We start from the raw sequence: 22057 nt of genomic DNA on the forward strand, positions 1-22057 counted from the left end.
ATGATCTTCCAGCGCATTCTCTCCGGCGACCTGCCTCGCTCCAGGGTTCTGGCCGTTCTGATCGGCGGCATCGTTCTCGCCCTGGCCTTCGCGCCCTTCCTGTTCCCCGGCACCCGCTCGCTGGATACGGCGGCGCGCATCTGCATCTTCATCGTTCTGGTGGCCAGCTATGACCTGTTGCTGGGATATACGGGCATTGTTTCCTTCGCCCATACCATGTTCTTTGGCCTGGGGGCCTATGGGGTGGCCATTGCGCTCTCCAACCTGGGGCCCAGTTGGGGGGCGGTCCTGCTGGGAACGGTGGGAGGCCTGGCCCTGGCTGTGGGGCTCGCCTTGTTGATCGCCCTGTTTTCCCTGCGGGTTCGGGCCATCTTCTTCGCCATGGTGACTCTGGCTGTGGCCAGCGCCTTTGCCATCCTGGTCAGCCAGCTTTTCCATATCACCGGGGGAGAGGATGGTCTCAGCTATCAAGTCCCCCACGCGCTGTCTCCGGCCTTTAAACTGATCAAGGCCAAGGTTCTGGGGGTCCGGCTGGATGGGCGCCTGCTGAGCTACTATCTGGTGTTTCTCAGCGCCACGGGTCTGTTCCTGCTGCTCCTGAGGGTGGTGAACTCGCCCTTTGGCCGGGTCCTTCAAGCCATCCGCGAGAACGGCTTCCGGGCCGAGGCCATCGGCTATACCACCGTGCACTACCGGGCCATCGCCACCTGTCTTTCTGCGGGTGTGGCCGCCTTGGCCGGTGTGTTGATGGCGCTTTGGTTGCACTACACGGGGCCGGTGACGACCCTGTCCCTTGATATCATGGTGGATATCCTGCTGATGGTCGTCATCGGGGGGATGGGGACGCTCTATGGTTCCATCATCGGGGCGACCCTGTTCATCCTCGCCCAGAACTACCTGCGGGAGGTCATGGATCTGATCGCCCAAGCCACGGTTGGTGTGCCGGTGATCCCCGATCTGTTCGCACCGGAGCGCTGGCTGCTCTGGCTGGGGGTACTGTTCATCCTGAGCGTCTATTTCTTCCCGACCGGCATGGTTGGGCGATTGAGGGGATCCCAACGATGACATCCATCACCAAACCCAGAAGCGCCTATGCTCCCCTTTGCGGCTACGAAATCCACGTCACCGAGTGGGGGGATCCGGCTGCTGAAACCGTGGTCCTCTGGCATGGGTTGGCGCGCACGGGGCGGGATTTCGACCCCTTGGCCCAGGTGCTGGCCGAGAACTACCACGTCCTCGCACCCGATACCCTGGGACGGGGGTTCAGCCAGTGGTCCCGCGACCCGAAACGGGACTATTGCCTCGCCACCTATGGGGACCATGCCCTGGCGCTTCTGGCCCATTACGGCCTGGACCGCGTGCGCTGGGTGGGGACTTCCATGGGGGGCGCCCTGGGAATCCACCTGGCCGGAGGGCGGTTGCGGGATCGGATCAGCCATCTGGTGGTCAATGACATTGCCCCGGAGTTGATCCCTGCGGCCGTTGAGCGGATCCTCGCCTACGCCGGAAACCCGCCGACCTTCGAAACCATGGTGGAGCTGGAGAATGTCCTGCGGACCATTTACAAGCCCTATGGCTGGTTGTCCGATGACCAGTGGCGACAGATGGTGGAAACCTCGGCCCGGCGCATGGATGATGGTCGCCTGACGGTTCACTACGATCCCATGATGGTGGAGCAGTTCCGCAGTCACCCCCAGGATTACACCCAATGGGAGGCCTGGGACGCCATCACCGCCCGGACCTTGCTCTACCGGGGGGCCAACAGTGATCTGATCACCCAAGAGTGGGCCGAGGACATGACCCGGCGCGGTCCCAAAGCCGACTTGCGGATCTTTCAAGGCATGGGCCATGCCCCGGCGCTGAATGTCCCCGAACAGATCGAGCCCATTGTCGCGTTCCTGGAAAGCTGAGTTTTCCGTTTTCGGTCAATGCGTTTGGCTCCCGGTCTCACCGCTGGGCTCGGTACACGATAGTGTCTCGTCCTTTTTGGGCGATAGCCCAAACCCATTTGGGGGCCAATGCCCCCAAACCCCCATTTCTCTTTTATTGATCAGAACCCGGGGTCTGGGGCCTTTCGGCCAGCAACTGCCTGGGGTCTGGGGCCTTTCGGCCCCAGTGGGGGACGGGGCAAAGCCCCGTGACGGTCCCCCCCTGTCGTGTTCCCTCACCGATGGGAGTTTTTTGCACGTTGGGTCTTGCATAAGAATCGCTCAAGATATATCTTGAGTGTGTTGAAACATAGCTAAGGAGGTCTCGTGATGAGACACGTATTTAAACTTGGTCGGATGGGCTGCGGATATCAGGCTCGGGATGACTTCGATATGGGCGGAGGTGGTCGTCATGGCGGCGGCGGTCCAGGTCTGGGCCGAGGGCATGGCCCAAGGTCAGGTCGGGGAGGTCCCGGCAGGGGCCATGGGCATGGTTCTGGCAGGGATTTTGGCCCGGGTGGTCCCGAGGGCTGGGGCGGGCATCGCCGCCGCCGGGGTATGATGGACGCCGAGGAACTGCGGTTGGTTCTGCTGTCCCTTCTGTCCGAACAACCCCGCCACGGCTACGACCTGATCCGCGGGATCGAGGATCTGACGGGCGGCGCCTACGCCCCCAGCCCTGGCGTGGTCTACCCGGCGCTGTCCCTTCTGGCAGACATGTCCCTGGTGGAGGAGGCCGAATCCGAGGGAACCCGCAAGGTTTTCGTGATCACCGAAGCGGGGACGGCGGACCTCGCCGAAAAGACCGAGCAGGTCCAGGCGGTTCTTGCCCGGTTGAAGGCCCTGGCCAACGACGAGGCCCGGGTAGATGTCACCCCCGTGCGGCGGGCCATGGATAATCTGCGCACCGTCCTGAAAACCCGGTTGTCAAAGGAGGACGCCGATAAGGACATGGTCCATGACATCGCTGCCCGCCTGGATGCCTTGGCCCAGGACGTGGAGCGTCTGTGATGTCTGGTTTAAGGGTCGATCGACTGCGGAAGCGCTTTGGCCTTCCCCCGCTTCCCCCCCTTTCTCCCATGACCGATCTTGAACCGGACGAGGAGTTGTCCCCCATGGCGATGAGCACCGCCCGCGTCCCCACCCCCAATGGCAGCCGGTATCTCCAACAACTCTGCAAGCATTGGTCCCATAACCTGTCCGTCGAGTTCACCCCCGAAGCGGGGACGGTCGCTTTCCCCAAGGATGGTCACGGCGCGAACTGGCCTGGAGATGCCCTCTTGACCCTCGAAGCCGAGGAGGCCCATTTGCTCTGTACCCTGACAGGCAGCGTTTCCGAGCAGGTGGAGGCTTTGAAGGATGTGGTGTCCCGGCACCTGGACCGCTTCGCTTTCCGGGAAGCCCCCCTGGCTTTCGATTGGGTGGATGGGTAACCCGCAGGGCAAAGGGGTGTTGACTTGTCAAACGCTCCGGGGCGGCTTATGGTCCGCCCCTGTCATTGGGGAGTAGCCGCCCTCGGGTAAAGGGGGGGATGCATCAACAGACTTGGGTCCGCCCGTCCTGGGACGGACCCATGGTGTATCCGGCATGTTGCTTGGCGAGACCTTTGGCTTCGACACCTGTCTCGACGGATCGGGCGGGGTGGCGAGCCATTGGTCCTGTTTGCCCGATCCCTTTTGGTGTTCCATGGAAGCCCTGTTCCTGTCCACGGGTATCGTGGCCATTGCCGAGATCGGCGACAAGACCCAGTTGCTGGCCCTTGTCCTGGCGGCGCGATTCCGCAAACCCCTGCCCATTATCCTGGGTATTCTTGTTGCCACGTTGGCAAACCATGGCTTGGCCGCCTGGGTGGGGACGCTGGTCGCCGATTGGCTGGGCGCGGATACGCTCCGCTGGGTTCTTGGCCTGTCCTTCCTGGGCATGGCGGTCTGGATCCTGATCCCCGACAAGGTGGACGAGGAAACAGCGACGGTCTCTCGCTTCGGCCCCTTTGTCACGACCCTGGTCTCTTTCTTCCTTTTGGAAATCGGCGACAAGACGCAGATCGCCACCATTGCCCTGGCGGCGCGGTTCGACGATCTGCTTTTGGTTACCCTTGGAACCACCTTGGGCATGATGATTGCCAATGTGCCTGCGGTTCTTTTGGGCCATGTCGCCGCGACCAAGATCCCCATGCCGCTGGTCCACGGCCTGGCTGCTCTGATTTTCGCGGTCCTGGGAGTCCTTGCTTTGGCAAATGCGGGCGACCTGTTCTCTTTATGATGGGAAGAGAGCATTTTGCGCAAACGTGGTCGCGGTGCACGACAGGGGATGTTTTCCACTCACGGGGCTTTGCCCCGTCCCCCCCCCTCTTTGGCGAGGCTGGGGGCCGAAAGGCCCCAGACCCCAGGCCCAAAAAGACGAGACACTGTCGTGTACCGTGGAGTCACAAATGAGGTGAGATGCTCTAGAGTATTCCGAGATCTATATAATTAGAGTGAAACCCGAAATGACTCTCATTATTTCAACCGCTTGGTCGTCATTCCCGCGCAGGCGGGAATCCAGGGTGGGAGCAGGCAAGGGAAGCAAATCCCGCGACGCCAGTGCATTTGAGCACCGGCAGCGAAATCAACCCTGGATGCCCGTTTTCACGGGCATGACGGAAACCTTTAATTTCACGGCATGACTTTTGGGTTGAGCTCTAAGGCAGTGGCGGGAAAAGGGGCGTCCGCAACCGCGTCCGGTAGCGGCGCCAGGATCCCAGTCCGCCTTCCAGGGCTTTCTCCAGTCCCAGGCGCAGGCCGCCGAGGATGACCAGCCAGACCAGCATGTACAGCCAAACCCATGCGATCAGGCTCCAGGGAATGGCGGGTACCACCCAGCCGAAGCCGCACATGAGGACGGCAACGGCCTGGGTCAGCCCGATGGCCACCAGTAGGGTGGGGGCAGGGTGAGGGCGTGAAAGGAACCACCCCTTGGTTCGGGCCACGAGCAAAAGCAGATGGCCCCCCGCGACCAGTTGCAGGAACATCACAGATTGCAGATGGGCTTCATCCGTCAGACCGAAAACGCCATGGCGGGTCGGGTCAGAGAGGATTTCCATGCCGATCAACAGCAGGCCAAAGGATTGGACGAGGGAGGCCAAGCCCAACCCCCCGGCGATCCCTATCAGATGGGGCATGCGCCAGCGCGTTGGCTCCGGCCCAGCCGAGGTCCGGTCATAGGCGATGGCCATGATGGGGATGTCGTCCAGCAGGGACATGACCACGATCATAACCGCCGTCAGGGGTTGGAACCCCAGGAAGATGGTGGACAGGACAACCAGGGCCATGATGTCCATGGTCAGGGCGACCCGGTAGATGGTGTAGCTGGTGATCCGCAAGAAGATGCGGCGGGATTCCTCGATAGCCTTGGCGATCACCGACAGGCCCGGCGCGGTCAGGATCACCCCCGCAGCGCCCCGCGCGGCATCCGTGGCCCCGGATACGGCCACCCCGCAATTGGCCTGTTTCAGGGCCGGTGCATCATTGACCCCGTCGCCGGTCATGGCGACCACATGCCCCCGCTTCTGCAGCGCTTTGACGATGGCGTATTTGTGCTCGGGAAAGACCCGGGCGAAGCCGTCGGCCCGTTCGATCAGATCGACCACCGCCGCAGGGGGGTTATCCGGGTCCATGTCCCGGGGAAAGCTCTCCGCTGCCGTGGCGATGTTCATGCCCAGACCCAATTGCCGGGCTGTTTCCCGGGCGATGGCCGTGTCGTCACCGGTGATCATCTTCACCGAAACGCCCCGGGCCCGCACAGCCTCGATGGTTGTGCGGGAATCATCCCGCGGGGGATCGAACAGGGGGAGAACGCCCAGGATCACCCAACTGCTTCCCCCATCATCGGACCGGGCGACGGCAAGGGCGCGATAGCCCTTGGCTCCCAGCTCCGTCACATGGGTGTCCACCATTCGGGCGACCTCCGCCCGGGGGTGGGCCAAATCGACAATGGCTTGGGGGGCACCTTTGGTGGCGAGGAAGGTCCGTCCATTTGGACCTTCAACCACGGCTTCGGCGCGCTTGGAGACCGGGTCGAAGGGGGTGAAGGCCGAGATGCTGTATCCGTCCGGCAGATCAGTTGAGGCGGAGGCGGCCAGCACCGCCGTATCGATGGCGTCATTCCCCGGGCGGGAGGCCAGGGCGGCAACCAAAAGGGTTTCCGCAGGGTCATTCCGCTCCACGGCCAGGGGGGTGTCCAGGGTTAACTGGTTCTTGGTCAATGTACCGGTTTTGTCGGAACATAGGATGTCCACTCCCGCCAACTCATCAATGGAGGAGAGGCGCGAGACGATGGCCTTGTCTCTAGAGAGAGCCAGCGCGCCCAGGGCCAGGGTGATGGAGAACACCGCAGGCATGGCCACGGGGATGGAGGCGACCAGCAGAATCAGAACGAATTGCAGGATATCCAGGGCATCGGTCAGACCCCAATTGTTGGACACCACGATGTCCCGGTAGACCTGGACGGCGACCATCACCAGAGCCAGCACCAGCGCCGTGGCGATCAGGATGTTGCCAATCTGGAACATGGCCTTCTGGGCGTGACTCTCCGCTCCGGCACCCGCCACCAGACGGGCCGCCCGCCCGAGAAAGGTCTGTGCTCCGGTGGCGATGACGACGCCTTCAACCTCCCCTTGGCGCACGATGCTGCCCGAATAGGCGATATCGCCCATGCCCTTGGAAACGGGAAGGGATTCCCCGGTCAGGGAGGCTTGGTCAATGGAGGCGAAATCCCCCGTGGTCAGACGCAGATCCGCCGGAACGATGTCCCCCAAGCGGATCCGGACGATGTCCCCGGTCACCAGCTCCTTGGCTTCATGGGTGGCCCAGACCCGGTCCCGCAGAACCCGCGCCTGGGGAGCCAATCCCTCCCGCAGCGCAGCGAGCGCGGCGTTGGCCTTGCGGTCCTGCCAGAATTCCAGGGCGGCGTTAAAGACCAGCAATCCGAAGATGATGGTGAAATCCTCCCACCGCCCGAGCAACAGGGAGACCAAGGCCGCAGCCTCGATCATATAGGCGATGGGGCCCGTGAAATGGCTCAATGCCTTCGCCAGGAGGCTTTCGGTCTTTTCCGGCAGGGCATTGGGTCCCTGCTCGTCGAGCCGTCGGCTTGCCTCTTCATTGCTCAGGCCCCGGCTGGGGTCGACGGTCAGGGCGGACAGGACCTCGGAAAGGGGGGCGGTTTCAAAATCAGCGAGGGGCATGGTTGCATAGACTCCAGACCGCGAGCGGGCTTTGAACGCGGGGATGGGCGGAAATAGATCTCAGGTAGGAAGACACACTAACCGTTTGAGGGAAAGAGAGAACACCCGGAAGGGGGCGAAGTGATGACGCAGTGCACCTTAAACGAGGTCTCCCTGACCGTTTTCTTGGGTTGTCACAAAAGGACAATGGTTCCGTCACGAAAATGAAAAGCCCCCCGAGTAGGGTGTCGTCCATGACCTTCTCATGGAGACCTTCATCCAATGCCAGCGATCGATGACGTGAGCGGACGCGCGACACCTGTCTTGATGCAAGGCATTTGCCAGACCTTTGGGCAAACACAGGTCCTGAAATCCCTGTCCCTGGAGGTCTCCGCCGGCGAGACCGTGGCCCTGTTGGGGCCGTCCGGTTGCGGTAAGACAACCCTGCTGCGTCTGGTCGCCGGACTCGCCCGCCCCACCGGGGGACGGATCCTGATTGGAAACACCACCGTTGTCGATGCGGAAGGGGGGGCCTTCGTGCCGCCGGAGGGGCGGAAGATCGGCATGGTCTTCCAGGATTACGCCCTATGGCCCCATATGAGCGTCGCCCGCAATGTGGCCTTTCCCCTGGAAATGCGCGGCATTGGTAAAAGTGAGCGCGAATCCCGGGTCGTCGAGGCTTTGGAACTGGTGGGATTGGCTGGCCTGGGGGACCGGGCGCCGGGCACCCTGTCGGGGGGGCAGCAGCAACGCGTCGCCCTGGCCCGGGCCATTGTCGCCCGTCCCCCGGTCATTCTGTTCGACGAACCCCTGTCCAACCTGGACCGGGAATTGCGGGAAAGTTTGGTCGTGGATATCGCCGCCTTGCTGCGGCGTTTGGGCATGACCGCCCTGTACGTCACCCACGACCATGGGGAAGCCTTCGCCATCGCCGACCGGGTGGCAATTCTGCGCCAGGGCGACCTGCTGCAGGTGGCTGCGCCGGAAGATCTGGTTTCCCGCCCCGCCACCGTGGATGTGGCCAGCTTCCTCAAGCTTGGGGTGATCCTGGATGGTCAGGTGGAGGACGGGGCGCTTGTCCTCGGATCCCAACGGCGCCTTCGCCCGCCCCAGGGGTTCCTCAATGGGGACCGCTCCGGGCAGCTTTTCCTCCCCCGATCCGCCCTGACCGCCGCGGCGCCCCAGGACGGGGTTCTGGCTGCGGTCGCCCGCCATTCGGCCTTCCGGGGCGATGGCTATTCGGTTCAGCTCGAGCTGGAGGAAGGCAGCTTCCTCGATCTGCATTCTCCCCAGCGGGTCGCCCAGGGGGAGCAGGTCGGGTTGTCGGTTGCCTGGGATCGGGCGCGCTGGTTTCCCCAAGTTCTCCTCTGATCGTCTCCACCCCTATCTTTGCAAAAAAGGAATTCGTTCATGCATCCGATGAAGTCCCTTGTCCTGGGCGTCGCCGCTTTGGCGTTGAGCTCCACCGCTGCCCTGGCCCAGGATCTGACCGTCTACACTGCCGGTCCGGCCAACCTGATCGATGATCTGGTCGCGGGCTTCAAGGCCAAGACGGACATGGACGTCGGCGTGTTTCAGGCCACCACCGGCAAGGTCATGGCCCGCCTGGAGGCCGAGGCCGCCAGCCCGGTCGCCGATGTGGTCATCTCCGCCTCCATGAACACGGCTATGAAGTTTTCCAAGAAGGGCCTGTTGATGCCCTACGACAGCGCCAACGCCGCCACCGTTCCTGACTTCCTGAAGGGCAAGGATTGGGTCGTTCAGGGCATCTCCGCCCTGGCCATTGCCTGGAACCCCAAGTCCGGCACGCCCCGTCCCGAGGATTGGATGGATCTGACCAAGCCCGCGTACATGGATCAGGTGACCATGCCCGATCCTGCGGCCTCCGGCTCCGCCTTCGAGTTGGTCTCCGCCCTGACCGCTCAGGAGTCCCTGGGGTGGCCCCTGTTCGAGAAGCTGGCCGCTAACAAAATCATCGTCCCCGGCGCCAATGCCCAGGCCCTGAACCCGGTGCTACAGGGCGCCAAGGGTGTGGTCTTCGGTGCAGTGGATTACATTTCCTTCAACAAGAAGGCCGCCGGTGAGTCCCTTGAGGTCATCTTCCCCAAGTCCGGCACGGTGATTGCGCCCCGGCCCATGATGATCCTGGCCTCCACCCAGCATGCGGATGCGGCCAAGGCCTTCATCGACTATGTGCTGTCCGACGAGGGGCAAGCCATGGTCGCCAAGACCAATTTGATGCCCTCCCGCTCTGACGTGTCTGCCGACCGTCCGCTGATCGCTGACCTGAAGATCCTCGACGACCGCTCCTCCGAGGACCGCAAGGACCTGCTGGCGCGCTTCGCCGAGATCACCGGCACCAAGTAAGGGGCGGGATGTGCGCAAGGTCCTGAATTTGGGAGAAGGCGGCGCACTCGCCGCCTTCGTTATCCCCATTCTGCTGGTGGTGGTCGCGCTGCCCCTGGTCTTCGTGGTGCTCCAGGCCATTTTTCCGGACCTGGGCTCCGGGTCCCTGGCCGCGCCTTTTTCGCAGGTGGCGGAGACCTTTGGCGATCCGGAAATCGCAGGCTGGACCTTGAATACGGTGCTTTTGGGCGTCTCCGTGGTTATCGGGGCGTCCCTTTTCGCCATTCCCCTTGGGGTGTTGAGGGGCCTGTTTCGGGTTCCCCTGGCGGAGTTGTGGGACCTGCTGTTCCTTGTTCCCTTTACCATCCCTCCATATATCGCTGCCCTGGGCTGGATCATGACCCTGCAGCCCGGGGGCTATGTGCAACAACTCCTGGGCTTCAACCTGGGACCCTTCCTGTTTTCCTTCTGGGGGGTGGTCTTCGCCATGACCCTCAATGTTTTCCCTGTCGTCTATTTTGCCGTGTCGCGCACCGTCGCGAGCATTGGCGGGCGCTATCTGGAGGCGGCCCGGGTCTCGGGCGCGAGCCCCATGCGGGCCTTCTGGCGGGTGACCCTACCGCTGGCCACCCCGGCCATTGCCGCCTGCCAGTTGCTTGTCTTTGCCATGGCCATCGAGGAATTCGGGACGCCTGCCGTCCTGGCCGCCCGGTCGGGCTTCCTGGTCCTGGTGACCGGTGTGGAGCGCAAGCTGTCGGACTACCCCATTGACCTGCCGGGTGCGGCTTTGCTGTCGACCCTGTTGGTGGTCTTGGCCATGGGCGCCTTTGCTCTGCAAAGCTGGGTGGTCAACCGGCGGGATTACCGGACCGTTGGCGGCAAGCAGGCCCGCATCGACCGGCGCGACCTGGGACCCTGGACGGCGCCGGTTGTGTTGGGCTTTTCCGTCGCTGCCTTCCTGGGCGCCGTCGTGCCCGTTGCTGCGGTGATTCTGACGGCCTCGACCCGGACCATTTCCGGTGGTTTGAACCCCGATAACTTCTCGCTGGACCATTTCGCCCAGGTCGTCGCCAACCGAGGCGGGGCCATGGACGCCCTGGAGACCAGCCTGAGTTTGGGTGTCGTTGCTGCCCTGGCGACGGGGGTGATCGGGACGTTGACGGCCTATATCGTCGTGCGCCACAAGGGGCCGGTGAGTCGTCTGCTGGATTTCCTGACCCTGATTCCCAATACCATTCCGGGAATCGTTGTGGCCGTTGGCCTGATCCTCGCCTGGACCCAGCCTTGGTTGCCGATTACGCCCTACAACACGATTGTTGTTCTGGTTCTGGCCTATTGCTGCCTGCTGCTGCCCTATCCCGTCCGCTACGCCAACGCGGCCCTCCGCCAGATTGGCCCGAGCCTGGAGGAGGCCGCGCGGGTGAATGGAGCCAAAGCGCGGGTGGCCTTTGTCCGCATCCTGGTTCCCTTGATTGCACCGTCGATGATTGCGGCCATGTTGCTGGTCTTCGCCGTGGCGGCCCGGGAGCTGGTGGCCACGATCCTTCTGGCGCCCATTGGGACCAAGACCGTCGCGCTCTTCATTTGGCGTCAGTTTGAGCAGGGGTCGGTGGGGCTGGGGATGGCGATGAGCAGTTTTGCCATAGCCATCACCATGGTGATCCCCATCCTGGTGACTCTGTGGACGCGGAAGCGGGAAGGGGGACTGTTGGAATAGGGCGACTCGCAATTATTGGTAGATTAATTTGAATAAAATTATCTTAAATTTAAATGCTTGCTGTTTGCGTCGAATTGCAGAAAAATAACCCCTCTAAGTTGCGCGGCACTGCTTCACACTGGACGGAATGGGTCCGGGGCGAGCCGAGCTATTGAACGCGACTCCTGTCAATGCGCCTCGATCCAATGGATCTTGATCCGAGGAGGCGGCGCCATTCTCAATTAAGGGGAATAGCATGACCAACGGCGAGAGTACCCAGGACACGGCCACAAGCACCGAGGGATCCACGACCGGATCCACAACCAGTTCCACAACCAATTCCACAACCAATTCCACAACCGGTGCCACGTCCAGCACCTCTTCTTCTTCCAGTTCTGGCTCGTCGCCGGCCTATACGGGGGTGACGCCTCTGGCCACGGAGATTGCCCAGCCAGCGGTCTACAAGTACCCCGGAGAAGCCCTGGGGCCGGATGAAATGCGCGTGACCTTGGCGGGATCGGGTATGGGAAACATGGTTCGCCGCACCCAAGCCGATTGTTCCATTTTCGTCGAATTGGGGAACGGGGATTCATTCGTCTTTGACTTGGGCATCGGGTCGTTGGTGAACTACCAAACCATGATGATTCCCTTCAGTCGCATGACCAATATATTTATCAGCCACTTGCATATGGATCACATGAACGACTTGCCCGGGCTTTATGCCTTCGGTCCAAGCGGTGGCCGTTATCAGCCGTTACGGGTCTTTGGTCCTTCTGGGCAGACGCCGGACCTGGGTCTGCGCCATTCCATCGAAGGCATGAAGCAATTCTGTCGTTGGCACACGACCAGTTTCGCCACGGCCCAGGCTATCGACGGGTCCTATGACATAGAGGTCAACGAACTGGATTTCCGGGCCAATCCCGGCATCGCGTACCAAGAGAATGGGGTAACGATTACGCATTGGCCTGCGTTGCATGTGATCGACGGAGCGATCAGTTATCGGCTGGACTGGAATGGCCTATCCTTTGTTTGGTCCGGCGATACGGAACCGAACCACTTCCTGGTCAAACATGCTGCGGGGGCCGACATCCTGGTGCACGAGACCTTCCCGACCCTGCGGCGTTGGGATACGGTTTTCCCTGGTACGACCCAGGGCTATCTGGGGAACCTGTCCACGTCTCACACCAGTGCCCTGTGCTACGGCAAGGTCCTTTCCTTGACCAAGCCGCGTATGGCGGTGACCAATCACTGTGTTTCCGACGATCAGGAATGGACGGATATTGTCACCGACATCCGGGTGAATTGGCCTGGTCCCTATCAGCTCGGCTCGGATTTCATGGTTTTCAACGTGTCCAAGGACGCCATCGTGACCCGGAAAGCGGCGATCAACGACCAAAGTTGGGGATCGAACATCGGCCAGGCAACGTCTTCTACGGCGCCGCTCAACAGTGCGGATTTCCGTTCTCCGGCTATTTTCGACGCCGCACTGACTGACTGTGGCGGGCCGGCGGGGGGCATGTCTTCCGATACAAGCCAGAGCTGACGGCCATGGGAAATGTCCGACGGGATCGGATACCACTCAGCATCATTGGCGGTTTTTTGGGGGCGGGAAAGACGACGCTTCTGAATCACCTGCTGACCAACGCCAACGGCCACCGCTTCGCGGTGGTCGTCAACGACTTCGGTTCGATCAATATCGATGCGCGCCTGGTCGTATCGGTGGAAGGCGAGACGATAGCCTTGAGCAATGGCTGCATATGCTGCGTCATTCGCGAGGATCTGGTGAACGAAGTCGCGCGCCTTTGCTTGGCGGAGGACCCGCCGGACCATGTGATCATCGAGGCTAGCGGAGTCTCTCGTCCCCTCCAGGTGGTGGACTCCTTTCTGCGGCCCGAGATGCAAGGTCTCGTGGACCTGCGCAACATCATCACCCTGCTGGACGCCGATCAGGTGGCCGGCGATGGGGGCGTCGAAGCGGAGACCTATGCGGATCTGGCTTACGCGCAAATTGCTGTGGCCGATCTGGTCGTGATCAACAAGACAGATTTGGTATCCCGGGAGCAACTCGCCAAGGTTCGTTCCCAAGTCGAGAAGATCGTTCCCCGTGCCCGCATTCTGGAGACTCGCCAAGGGGTCATTCCGGTGGACCTGTTATTCGGGGCCGAATCTAGCGGCGCAGCGTTGGCCGTGGCATCGGGGCGTGGTTCCGACGGGCTGGGGCATCAAAGGCAGGGCGCCGGGCAGGGTGAAGGACATGCCCACGAAAACACCTTCGCCACTTGGAGTTTGAGGGACAACGAGCGGGCCTATTCCTTTGATGCTCTGCAACGAATCGTCGAGCGGTTGCCCCGTGAAATCTATCGGGCTAAAGGACTTGTCCGCTTGGACCTGAACAATGGGGATCATGGGGTTTTGCAGGTGACCGGACGGCGGGGATGGTTGCGCCTGATGCCATCGCTGTCGGAAAGGGCGGTGGAAACGGAGGTGGTGTTCATCGGTCGGCCCGGAGCGGCAGACGAAACATCCCTGCGGACCCTCTTCGAGGAGGGTTGGAGGGAGGCCAACGACCCCTCGTCTCCCGTTCACCGGGTGGAGGACCTGCGCGCCTTCAAGGTGGAATTCATATAAGCCGCTAGAGTATTTCGAGGCCAAGTTGGGTCGCTTCGCGACCCAACTTGGCCTCGAAGACACTCCAAAATTTATCGAATGAAAGGAAAACGGGGCCAACTTGACTCAAGCTGATCCTGTTTCCCTTTAAGCGATCGGCCCCTGTCGCTGCTACGCTCGATGGTACGGATGCCCTTCGGAAATACACTGGGCACGAAACAGCTGTTCGGCCACCAAGGCACGGACCAGCATATGGGGCCAGACCATCTTACCAAGAGAGAGAAGCTTGTCTGCCCGGGCCTTGAGGGCTTCCCCATGGCCATCGGCGCCGCCAATGGCAAAGACCACCGCCGGACGGGCCTCCAAGCGGCGTTGATCCAAGTCCTGGGCCAAGCGCTCGCTGGTCCAGGTCTCGCCCCGTTCGTCCAGGGCGATGACATAGGCCCCCGAAGGGATCTGCGCGAGGAGAAGATCGGCCTCCCGCGCCATGCGGTCCGCTGGGGGGAGGGGGCGCTTCTCTTCCACCTCCAGCACCGGTAGACCGCCCTTCAGGCGCCCCACATAGTGCTCGAACAGGGCACGCTCCGGCCCCTTCCTGGCGCGGCCGACCGCCGCCAGTATCAGTTTCATGGCCCGGATCCGCTGCTCTGCTTAGAGCAAATCCCGAGCAATCTGGAACAGATTGCGACGGGCGGAACGCACGCCCTAGGCATGACGATTTGCTTCAATGTCAAAGGTTTAGAGCATGTTTCGTGAAACACATTTCACGCAACATGCTCTAAACCGTCACCCGACGGCAGGCTGAGCCACAGCTCGCTCCTCCGTGCCCGGCGTCAACCACATCTTTTCCAGATTGTAGAAGGCGCGGACTTCCGGGCGGAACAGGTGGACAATGATGTCCCCGGCATCCAAGAGTACCCAGTCGCCTTGCTGCTGACCCTCTGCGGTCACCCGAAGGCCTTGGGCCTTCAGCTTTTCCTTCAGATTCTCGGCCATGGCAGTGACATGCCGGGCAGACCGCCCGGAGGCGATGACCATGGTATCGGCGAAGCTGGATTTTCCGGCCAGATCGATGATCGTGATGTCCTCGGCTTTGTCTTGATCGAGGGCACTGTCCACGAGGCCAGCCAGGGTGGCGGGGTCGTGGATCGTCTGTTGGAGGCTAGTTATTGTCCTCTCCATTGGTTAAAGCGCACCCGAAACCATCCCATCCCCGGGCACGGATTGCCGTGGCTGAGGCGGAATGTCTCCGAATGGGTAGAAACACCCAACTGGGTGGCGTTTGCCTAGCGAGTATTCCGGCGGCTTTCGTCGGAATACGATAACGGGCAAAACGCCGAGCGGCCCGCCCGGCCAGTGCTCCTTTAGAATAGGGTGCGCGATCGAAAACTGCAATGGGCATGCCGCGTACGATCTCTCGCCAGCGGTGCCAGCTGGGAAGTTGCTTCAGATTGTCCGCTCCCATCAGCCAGACGAAGTCCACCTGGGGGAAGCGCTGGCGCATACGGGCCAGGGTTTTCGCGGTCAGGCGCACCTTCCAGCGATTCTCCAGGTCCAACACGCGAATCCGGGGATCCCGGGCCGTGACCCGTCTGGCGAAGTCCAACCGGGCATCGAAGGGGGCCATGCCTGCCCGGGGCTTGAGGGGATTGCCCGGACTGACCAACCACCAGACGGCATCCAGGCGCAGACGGGACAGTGCCATGCGGCTGATGTGCAGATGGCCATCGTGGGCCGGATTAAAGGAACCACCCAAAAGCCCAATCCGTCCCCGTCGTCGGGATCCCCAGTGTGACGGCGCCGGGCGGGACGTGGAGGCCCGGGAGGGAGGCCGAGACGGAGAGTCGGAGGCCAGCAGGGTCACGGACGGACCTGCCCTGTGCCGCGGACCTTGTATTTAAAGATGGTCAGTTGTTCGACCCCCACGGGGCCTCGGGCATGCATGCGTCCGGTGCTAATGCCGATCTCTGCACCCATACCGAACTCGCTCCCGTCGGCAAATTGGGTTGAGGCGTTATGCATGACAATGGCGCTGTCCACTTGGGTCAGAAAGTGCTCTGCGGCCGCCTGGTTTTCGGTGATGATGCAGTCCGTATGCTGGCTGGAATGGGCTGCGATATGGGCGAGGGCCTCGTCCATGGTCTCGACCACCTTCACTGAAACGATGGCGTCCAAATATTCCGTGTCCCAATCGGCCTCCGTGGCCGCTTCCACGGTTGCGGAAACCGCTTGGGTCCGCTGGTCGCCCCGGACCGTGCAGCCCGCTTTGACCAAGTCATCGAGCAGCAGGGGTAGGAGAGTCGCAGCGATCTGCTGGTCTACCAGAATGGTCTCTGTCGCCCCGCAAATGCCGGTGCGGCGCATTTTGGCGTTGAGGGTTACCGTCCGGGCTTTCTCCAGATCCGCGTCGGCATGGATATAGGTGTGGCAAATACCGTCCAGGTGCTTGAACAGGGGCACCCGGCTTTCGGCGCTGACCCGTTCGACCAAAGAGCGTCCTCCCCGGGGGACGATGACATCAATATACTGGGTCATGGTCAACATTTCGCCGACGGCGGCCCGGTCTGTCGTGGGAACCATTTGGATGGCATCCCCGGGCAACCCCGCGTCCTTGAGGCCCTCGACCAAACAGGCGTGAATGGCGCGGCAAGACCGGACGCTCTCCGACCCCCCCCGTAGGATCGCGGCATTGCCCGCCTTGAGGCAGAGGGCGCCCGCGTCGGCGGTGACATTGGGGCGGCTTTCATAGATCACGCCGATGACCCCCATGGGCACCCGAACCCGCTCGATGCGCAGACCGTTGGGACGGTCCCAGGCGGCCAGGACCTCACCCACGGGATCGGCCAGATTGGCGATGGCCTCCAGGCCGTCGGCCATGGCGTCGATTCGTCCGTCGGTCAGCTCCAGACGGTCAAGCAGGGCAGGGGTCAGGCCCTTGGCCCGCCCGGCCTCCATGTCCTTGGCGTTTTCGGTCTGGATCTCGGCCTTGCGGGCACGGAGAGCGCGGGCCGCATTGACCAAGGCCTGATCCTTCACCGGGCGCGGGGCGAGACCCAGGATGGCCGATGCCGCGCGGGCCCGCTGGCCCATCTCCGCCATCATCGCGGGGACATCAAGGCTATCGGTGGTGCGGTCCAGGATATCGCTCATCGTTCCGTCTCCTTCGGTCCATGTTTGCCGAATCAAGGCGTGGCTTGCAGGTCTGTATCCGAAACCGAGGCCTCGCTGTGGCTCGGGTCGGCGCTGTCAGAGGGGGGGGCGTAGGCTCGGGCACCGCCCTCCAGGACCATGTCGTCCCGGTGGATCAGGACCTCCCGTCCCCGGTATCCCAACAGTGCTTCGATCTCGCTGCTCTGGTGCCCCATGATGGTCCGGGCGTCCTCGGCGGGATAGGCCATCAACCCCTTGGCCAGGGGACGGCCTTCGAGGTCGACCACGCGGACGGCGGCGCCCCGTTGGAAGTCTCCCTCGACGGCTCGCACGCCTGCGGGTAGCAGGCTGCGTCCTTGGGACAGCGCCTTGGCTGCGCCCTCGTCCACGGTCAGGCAGCCCTCTGCCTTGAGGGCTCCGGAAATCCAGGTTTTGCGGGCGGCCATGGGCTCGCCTTCGGGCAGGAACCAAGTGTGGCGGCCCCCCTCCCTCAGGCGCTTCAGGGGGTGCATCTCCTTGCCCGGAGCGATAACCATGGCGCAGCCCGCGTCCAGGCAGATGCGGGCCGCCAGGATCTTGGTGATCATGCCGCCGGTGCCATGGGGAGTCAGTGCGGCGCCGGCCATGCCAGCGATTTCCGGCGTGATGGTTGTAACCTCGGGAATGAAGGCTGCTTTGGGATCCTTGTTGGGGTCGGCGGTATACAGGCCATCGATATCTGATAGCAGGATCAGGGTGTCGGCGCTGGCCATCTGGGCCACCCGGGCGGCGAGCCGGTCGTTGTCACCGAAACGGATTTCCTGGGTGGTGACGGTGTCGTTCTCATTGATCACCGGAATGGCACCCAGTTTCAAGAGGGTGTCAATACAACTCCTGGCGTTGAGATAGCGGCGCCGGTTTTCCGAATCGTCCAGGGTCAGCAACACTTGGGCGACGGTGAAGCCGTGCTCGGCCATGACCTCCTGATAGGCATGGGCCAACCGGATTTGTCCGGTGGCGGCGGCGGCCTGCTTGTCCTCCAGGCGCATGCGTTTGGGGTCGAGGCCCAAGTACCGGCGGCCTACGGCGATGGCTCCGGAGGAGACAATCAGCACTTCCCGCCCTTCGGCGCGCAAGGCGGCGATGTCCTTGGCCAGGGCATCCATCCAGGCGCGGCGGATATCGCCGCTACCCTGTTCCACCAGAAGGGCCGATCCGATCTTGATGACGACGCGCCGGGCCCGAGCGAGGACCGCGCGTCCGCGGAGGCTTAAGGTGCCCATGTGGGGGTATCTCCTGCCCCATCGTCGTCATCGCCCCCTTCCCCGTCATCCCAAACCACATCCTGGGCGGCGGCGTTGTCGGCGCGGGCGGCTTCTTCGTCGCGGGCCTGCCGGGCGGCGTCCACATGTTCACCCATTTGGCGCAGGACCTCGGGCAGATGGGCGCCGGAAACAGCGGAGAACGCCATCACCGGTTTGCCGATGGCATCGGCCAGGGCGGTGACCCGATCGGCAACTTCTTCCTGGGGGAGGGCGTCGATCTTGGAGAGGGCGACGATTTCGGACTTGTCCGCCAAGCCATGGCCATGGGCGTCCAGTTCCTCACGGACGACGCGGTAGGCGTCCACGAAATCATCCTGTGTGGCGTCGACCATATGCAGCAGAACCGCGCAGCGTTCCACATGGCCGAGAAATCGGGTGCCGAGTCCGGCACCTTCATGGGCGCCTTCGATCAGACCGGGGATGTCGGCGATGACGAACTCGCGCTTATCCATATGGACCACCCCCAGGTTGGGATGCAGTGTGGTGAAGGGATAATCGGCGATTTTGGGTCGCGCGCGGGTGACGGCGGCCAGCAAAGTCGATTTGCCTGCGTTGGGCAGGCCCACGAGGCCGGCGTCTGCGATCAGTTTCAGGCGTAACCAGACCCACAGTTCTTCTCCGGGCCAGCCGGGATCGGCCCGGCGGGGGGCTTGGTTGGTGGAGCTTTTGTAATGGGCATTGCCGAAGCCGCCGTCGCCGCCTTTGGCCAAGCGGATTCGCTGTCCGGTGCGGGTCATGTCGGCGATCAGGGTTTCCCGGTCATCATCCAGGATTTGGGTGCCGACGGGGACCTTGATCACCAGGGAGGCCCCGGATTTGCCAGAGCGGTTGTCGCCGGACCCATCGCGGCCTTTCGGTGCCTTGAAATGCTGCTGGTAGCGGAAATCGATCAGGGTATTGAGATTGGGCACAGCCTCGACGAAGACATCGCCGCCCCGCCCGCCGACGCCACCATCAGGGCCTCCGAACTCGATAAACTTCTCGCGACGGAAGGCCACGCAGCCATTTCCACCATCGCCGCTTTTGATGAAGATCTTGGCTTGATCGAGGAACTTCATGGGGCACCGCGTTTCGCGAGAGGGAAAGGAAAACGGGGGTGATGCGGGAGCAACGGCGAAAGGGGGGAATGTGACCATTCCCCCCTTTCGCCGAAACCAGACTGTGGGCTCTGCTTTAACCAGAGCGGTGGTTTCCGGCGTTACTCTGCCGGGACCACGGAAACGAACATACGATTGCGGAAGCCCTTGTTGAACTTCACGTGGCCATCGGTTTTGGCGAAGATCGTGTGATCCTTGCCGAGGCCGACATTGGCGCCCGGATGGTACTTGGTTCCGCGCTGGCGCAGGATGATGTTACCGGGGACGACAACCTCACCGCCGAACTTCTTGACGCCAAGGCGGCGGCCTTCGGAGTCACGTCCGTTACGGGAGCTACCACCGGCTTTTTTATGGGCCATGGGAGGATCTCCTTGGAATTATCTAGGGATCACTCGGAGCGTGCGCCTTAATCAGGCGCCAGCGATTCCGGTGATACGAATCTTTGTCAAGGACTGCCGATGACCGGCCTTCCGGCGATAGTTCTGGCGACGTTTTTTCTTGAAGATAATAACCTTCTTGTCCCGGAACTGGGCGATCACCTGCCCGGTGACCTTGGCGCCCTCGACGAGGGGAGCTCCGATCTGATCGCCAACCGCCAAAACGGAGTCGAACTCCACGGTCGCGCCTTCTTCGGCCTCGAGCTTCTCGATGTCGATGACGTCGTTCTCGGCGACTTTATATTGCTTGCCGCCCGTCTTGATGACCGCGAACATGACGTATTCCTTCGGTAAAGGGGGGTGCCCTTTGGGTAAACTGGTGTTGGCGGATCCCGGGGATCCGCGACGGAAGGCGCACTATACTGATGCGCTTGGCCGAGTCAACGGTCGAATGACGGTCTCGTGACGTTTCCGCTTCTCGTCCCCTGTCCAACCGATTTTACGGCGTGGAGAGGGGAAGGGGAGGAGGGATTCGGCCTTCTTGTCAGTTTGGTCTTCGCTGTCCCAGAGAGGGCCAGGGGATCCAAAACGACGCGCGACAGTGCCGCAAAAGGGGGCGAGCCGTCAACGGGGATGGCAATGCGGTGACGGGAGCGGGCGGGGCTCGAGGTGCGGGAGGCGCTCTCCACCTCGGGGGCCATAGAGAAATGAGGTGTAAGAAGATTGAGGTGGATTGCACAGGGTTCAGTGTGATTTTGATGCTCAGGCTTGGATCTTACGGTTCAGTGCAAAAGGGCGTTGCAAAGGTCCTGTGCTTGGACTAGGTTGCGCGCCTTCCCGAGGTGAATGGGGTCCATTCGCCAAGACCAGCGTGCGGAGAGGTGCCAGAGTGGTCGATTGGGACGGTCTCGAAAACCGTTGTACCTTCGCGGGTACCGTGGGTTCGAATCCCACCCTCTCCGCCAGTTTTCTTCCTGAATTTCCCTAAATACAGCTGGAAAACAGCGGAAACCAAGCGATTTTGACCCCGGCACGGCGCGCCGGGGTTCGCTTGCGTTCGCCCATATTCGCGCGTAAAGTATGGACTGAAATATGGACTGGTTTCGGACCTGCTTCGGTATTCTCCCATGAGCAAACTCACGGCACTTCAAGTCTCGCGCGCGACGAAACGGGGCCTTCTGGGCGACGGGGGCGGGCTGTACCTGAAGGTCACGGAGACGGGGACGAAATCCTGGGTCTTCCGCTTCCGGGAAAACGGGCGGCTGCGGCACCACGGATTGGGCTCGGCGGAGACGCTGAGCCTCGCCGAGGCGCGGGAGAAGGCGCTGCTCTGCCGCAAGATGCGGCTGGAGGGCATCGACCGCCATCGAGGCGAAGAAGCGGCGGCAGGCCACGGCCCGGCTGGAGGCGGCGCGGTCCATCACCTTCGCCGAATGCGCCGAGGCTTATATAGAGGCGCACCGGGCGGGGTGGAAAAACCCCAAACACGCCCTGCAATGGCCCTCGACCCTCTCCGCCTATGTCTATCCGGTCTTCGGCCCGGTGTCGGTGGCCGATGTGGACCGCACGCTGGTGCTCCAGGTCTTGGAACCCATTTGGAACGACAAGACCGAGACGGCGACGCGTCTTCGTGGGCGGATCGAGAAGATTCTGGATTGGGCCCGGGTGTGCGGCTACCGGGAAGGGGAGAACCCGGCCCTGTGGAAAGGGAACCTGTCCCTGGTCCTGCCCGCCCCGGGCGCGCTCAAGAAGGTGAAGCATCGCCCGGCGCTGCCCCATTCGGACATGCCGGACTTCTGGGCGCGGCTCGATCGCGTCGGCGGGGTGGCGGCGCTGGCCCTGCGCTTCGACATCCTGACCGTCGCCCGCCCCGGGGAGACCCGAGGAGCGACCTGGGACGAGATCGATTTGGACGCGGCCCTATGGACGGTCCCGGAAGAGCGCATGAAGGGAGGCAAGGAACATCGCGTACCCCTGTCTCCCCAAGCGGTGGCGGTGCCGACGGAGGCCGCCAAGCTGCGCAAGGACAAGCTGATTTTCCCAGGCTTGAAAAAGGTGGATACGCCGCTGTCGGATACGTCCCTGACGAAGGTGCTCCGCGACCTGGGCGAAGGCGATATCACCGTCCATGGATTCCGCTCGACCTTCCGCGACTGGGCGGCGGATTGTACCGAGGTGGCCCGCGAGGTCGCCGAAGCGTGCCTCGCCCACACCCAGGGGAACAAGGCGGAGCAGGCCTATTGGCGCTCGGACATGATCGAGAAGCGGCGGGTGTTGATCGAGGACTGGGCGCGCTTCTGTACGGGAAAGGCCCCCGGATAGGGGGCTTTTCCGGATCGGTGGAGCGTT

General features: G+C 62.4%; 21 protein-coding genes, 1 tRNA gene, 1 pseudogene and 1 riboswitch. Of the genes and pseudogenes, 14 read left to right on the plus strand and 9 right to left on the minus strand.

All coding sequences use genetic code 11. From position 1 onward, the window contains the following. The 6 genes from ACLIRY_RS21440 to ACLIRY_RS21465 all read left to right on the plus strand — a co-directional run bounded on the left by ACLIRY_RS21440 (position 1) and on the right by ACLIRY_RS21465 (position 4190). Positions 1–1065, plus strand: coding sequence for a branched-chain amino acid ABC transporter permease (locus ACLIRY_RS21440; RefSeq protein ID WP_413207470.1), 1065 nt, complete (start codon positions 1–3; stop codon positions 1063–1065). Next, on the plus strand, positions 1062–1910 hold the full coding sequence (locus ACLIRY_RS21445; protein ID WP_413207471.1) for an alpha/beta fold hydrolase: 849 nt from the start codon (positions 1062–1064) through the stop codon (positions 1908–1910). The genes ACLIRY_RS21440 and ACLIRY_RS21445 overlap by 4 nt, the downstream gene beginning before the upstream one ends. Before the next feature lie 400 nt (positions 1911–2310). Then, a complete protein-coding gene (locus tag ACLIRY_RS21450; RefSeq protein WP_413207472.1) occupies positions 2311–2490 on the plus strand; it encodes a hypothetical protein in 180 nt (59 codons plus the stop codon). Further along, positions 2487–2939 (plus strand): PadR family transcriptional regulator, encoded by a 453-nt coding sequence (locus ACLIRY_RS21455; protein WP_413207473.1) that lies wholly within the window; start codon positions 2487–2489, stop codon positions 2937–2939. Before ACLIRY_RS21450 ends, ACLIRY_RS21455 begins: the two co-directional genes overlap by 4 nt. Continuing rightward, a complete protein-coding gene (locus tag ACLIRY_RS21460; protein ID WP_413207474.1) occupies positions 2939–3361 on the plus strand; it encodes a DUF2218 domain-containing protein in 423 nt (140 codons plus the stop codon). Before ACLIRY_RS21455 ends, ACLIRY_RS21460 begins: the two co-directional genes overlap by 1 nt. 55 nt (positions 3362–3416) lie before the next feature. Beyond that, a riboswitch (yybP-ykoY riboswitch) is annotated at positions 3417–3606 on the plus strand. Between the two features lie 8 nt (positions 3607–3614). Further along, a complete protein-coding gene (locus tag ACLIRY_RS21465) occupies positions 3615–4190 on the plus strand; it encodes a TMEM165/GDT1 family protein (protein ID WP_413207499.1) in 576 nt (191 codons plus the stop codon). Between the two features lie 418 nt (positions 4191–4608). On the opposite strand, the gene ACLIRY_RS21470 is transcribed toward ACLIRY_RS21465, so the two are convergent. Continuing rightward, positions 4609–7152 (minus strand): plasma-membrane proton-efflux P-type ATPase, encoded by a 2544-nt coding sequence (locus ACLIRY_RS21470; protein WP_413207475.1) that lies wholly within the window; start codon positions 7150–7152, stop codon positions 4609–4611. A 261-nt stretch (positions 7153–7413) separates the two neighbouring features. Here ACLIRY_RS21470 and ACLIRY_RS21475 point away from each other — a divergent pair, with 261 nt between their 5' ends. The 5 genes from ACLIRY_RS21475 to ACLIRY_RS21495 all read left to right on the plus strand — a co-directional run bounded on the left by ACLIRY_RS21475 (position 7414) and on the right by ACLIRY_RS21495 (position 13801). Then, the gene (locus ACLIRY_RS21475; RefSeq protein ID WP_413207476.1) at positions 7414–8502 is read left to right on the plus strand and encodes an ABC transporter ATP-binding protein; all 1089 of its coding nucleotides are present in this window, start codon (positions 7414–7416) and stop codon (positions 8500–8502) included. 39 nt (positions 8503–8541) lie between these two features. Further along, the gene (locus ACLIRY_RS21480) at positions 8542–9498 is read left to right on the plus strand and encodes an ABC transporter substrate-binding protein (RefSeq protein WP_413207477.1); all 957 of its coding nucleotides are present in this window, start codon (positions 8542–8544) and stop codon (positions 9496–9498) included. Between the two features lie 10 nt (positions 9499–9508). Next, entirely contained in the window at positions 9509–11194 is a 1686-nt protein-coding gene (locus ACLIRY_RS21485) for an ABC transporter permease (RefSeq protein WP_413207478.1), read from the plus strand. 235 nt (positions 11195–11429) lie between these two features. Further along, positions 11430–12716, plus strand: a complete 1287-nt coding sequence (gene gntH, locus ACLIRY_RS21490; RefSeq protein WP_413207479.1) for a guanitoxin biosynthesis MBL fold metallo-hydrolase GntH — start codon at positions 11430–11432, stop codon at positions 12714–12716. 5 nt (positions 12717–12721) lie between these two features. Beyond that, positions 12722–13801: a CobW family GTP-binding protein gene (locus ACLIRY_RS21495; protein ID WP_413207480.1), complete on the plus strand. Its 1080-nt coding sequence runs from the start codon at positions 12722–12724 to the stop codon at positions 13799–13801. A gap of 150 nt (positions 13802–13951) precedes the next feature. On the opposite strand, the gene rlmH is transcribed toward ACLIRY_RS21495, so the two are convergent. From rlmH to rplU, 8 genes are all read right to left on the minus strand, one after another. Continuing rightward, the gene (rlmH, locus tag ACLIRY_RS21500; RefSeq protein ID WP_413207481.1) at positions 13952–14410 is read right to left on the minus strand and encodes a 23S rRNA (pseudouridine(1915)-N(3))-methyltransferase RlmH; all 459 of its coding nucleotides are present in this window, start codon (positions 14408–14410) and stop codon (positions 13952–13954) included. 156 nt (positions 14411–14566) lie between these two features. Beyond that, entirely contained in the window at positions 14567–14962 is a 396-nt protein-coding gene (rsfS, locus tag ACLIRY_RS21505) for a ribosome silencing factor (RefSeq protein WP_413207482.1), read from the minus strand. Further along, the gene (locus ACLIRY_RS21510) at positions 14943–15536 is read right to left on the minus strand and encodes a nicotinate-nucleotide adenylyltransferase (protein ID WP_413207483.1); all 594 of its coding nucleotides are present in this window, start codon (positions 15534–15536) and stop codon (positions 14943–14945) included. The genes rsfS and ACLIRY_RS21510 overlap by 20 nt, the downstream gene beginning before the upstream one ends. 104 nt (positions 15537–15640) lie before the next feature. After that, positions 15641–16930 (minus strand): glutamate-5-semialdehyde dehydrogenase, encoded by a 1290-nt coding sequence (locus ACLIRY_RS21515; protein ID WP_413207484.1) that lies wholly within the window; start codon positions 16928–16930, stop codon positions 15641–15643. A gap of 32 nt (positions 16931–16962) precedes the next feature. Beyond that, positions 16963–18192 carry a glutamate 5-kinase gene (gene proB, locus ACLIRY_RS21520; RefSeq protein WP_413207485.1) on the minus strand — a complete coding sequence of 410 codons (1230 nt, stop codon included), beginning with the start codon at positions 18190–18192 and terminating at the stop codon, positions 16963–16965. Continuing rightward, positions 18180–19292 (minus strand): GTPase ObgE, encoded by a 1113-nt coding sequence (gene obgE / locus ACLIRY_RS21525; protein WP_413207486.1) that lies wholly within the window; start codon positions 19290–19292, stop codon positions 18180–18182. Before obgE ends, proB begins: the two co-directional genes overlap by 13 nt. Before the next feature lie 140 nt (positions 19293–19432). After that, the gene (gene rpmA / locus ACLIRY_RS21530) at positions 19433–19690 is read right to left on the minus strand and encodes a 50S ribosomal protein L27 (RefSeq protein WP_413207487.1); all 258 of its coding nucleotides are present in this window, start codon (positions 19688–19690) and stop codon (positions 19433–19435) included. A gap of 51 nt (positions 19691–19741) precedes the next feature. Further along, a complete protein-coding gene (gene rplU / locus ACLIRY_RS21535) occupies positions 19742–20044 on the minus strand; it encodes a 50S ribosomal protein L21 (RefSeq protein WP_413207488.1) in 303 nt (100 codons plus the stop codon). A 539-nt stretch (positions 20045–20583) separates the two neighbouring features. On the opposite strand from rplU, the gene ACLIRY_RS21540 reads away from it, so the two are divergent. The 3 genes and pseudogenes from ACLIRY_RS21540 (at position 20584) to ACLIRY_RS21550 (ending at position 22030) form a co-directional block, all read left to right on the plus strand. After that, a tRNA-Ser gene (locus tag ACLIRY_RS21540) sits at positions 20584–20673 on the plus strand. Positions 20674–20835: 162 nt separating this feature from the next. Next, positions 20836–21012: pseudogene (locus ACLIRY_RS21545) on the plus strand (integrase arm-type DNA-binding domain-containing protein); the annotation flags it as partial. Positions 21013–21157: 145 nt separating this feature from the next. Further along, positions 21158–22030: a tyrosine-type recombinase/integrase gene (locus tag ACLIRY_RS21550; protein WP_413207500.1), complete on the plus strand. Its 873-nt coding sequence runs from the start codon at positions 21158–21160 to the stop codon at positions 22028–22030. The last annotated feature ends 27 nt before the right edge of the window (positions 22031–22057 follow it).

The organism is Rhodospirillum sp. A1_3_36 (assembly GCF_047263945.1).
In the GTDB taxonomy this organism is placed as follows: domain Bacteria; phylum Pseudomonadota; class Alphaproteobacteria; order Rhodospirillales; family Rhodospirillaceae; genus Rhodospirillum.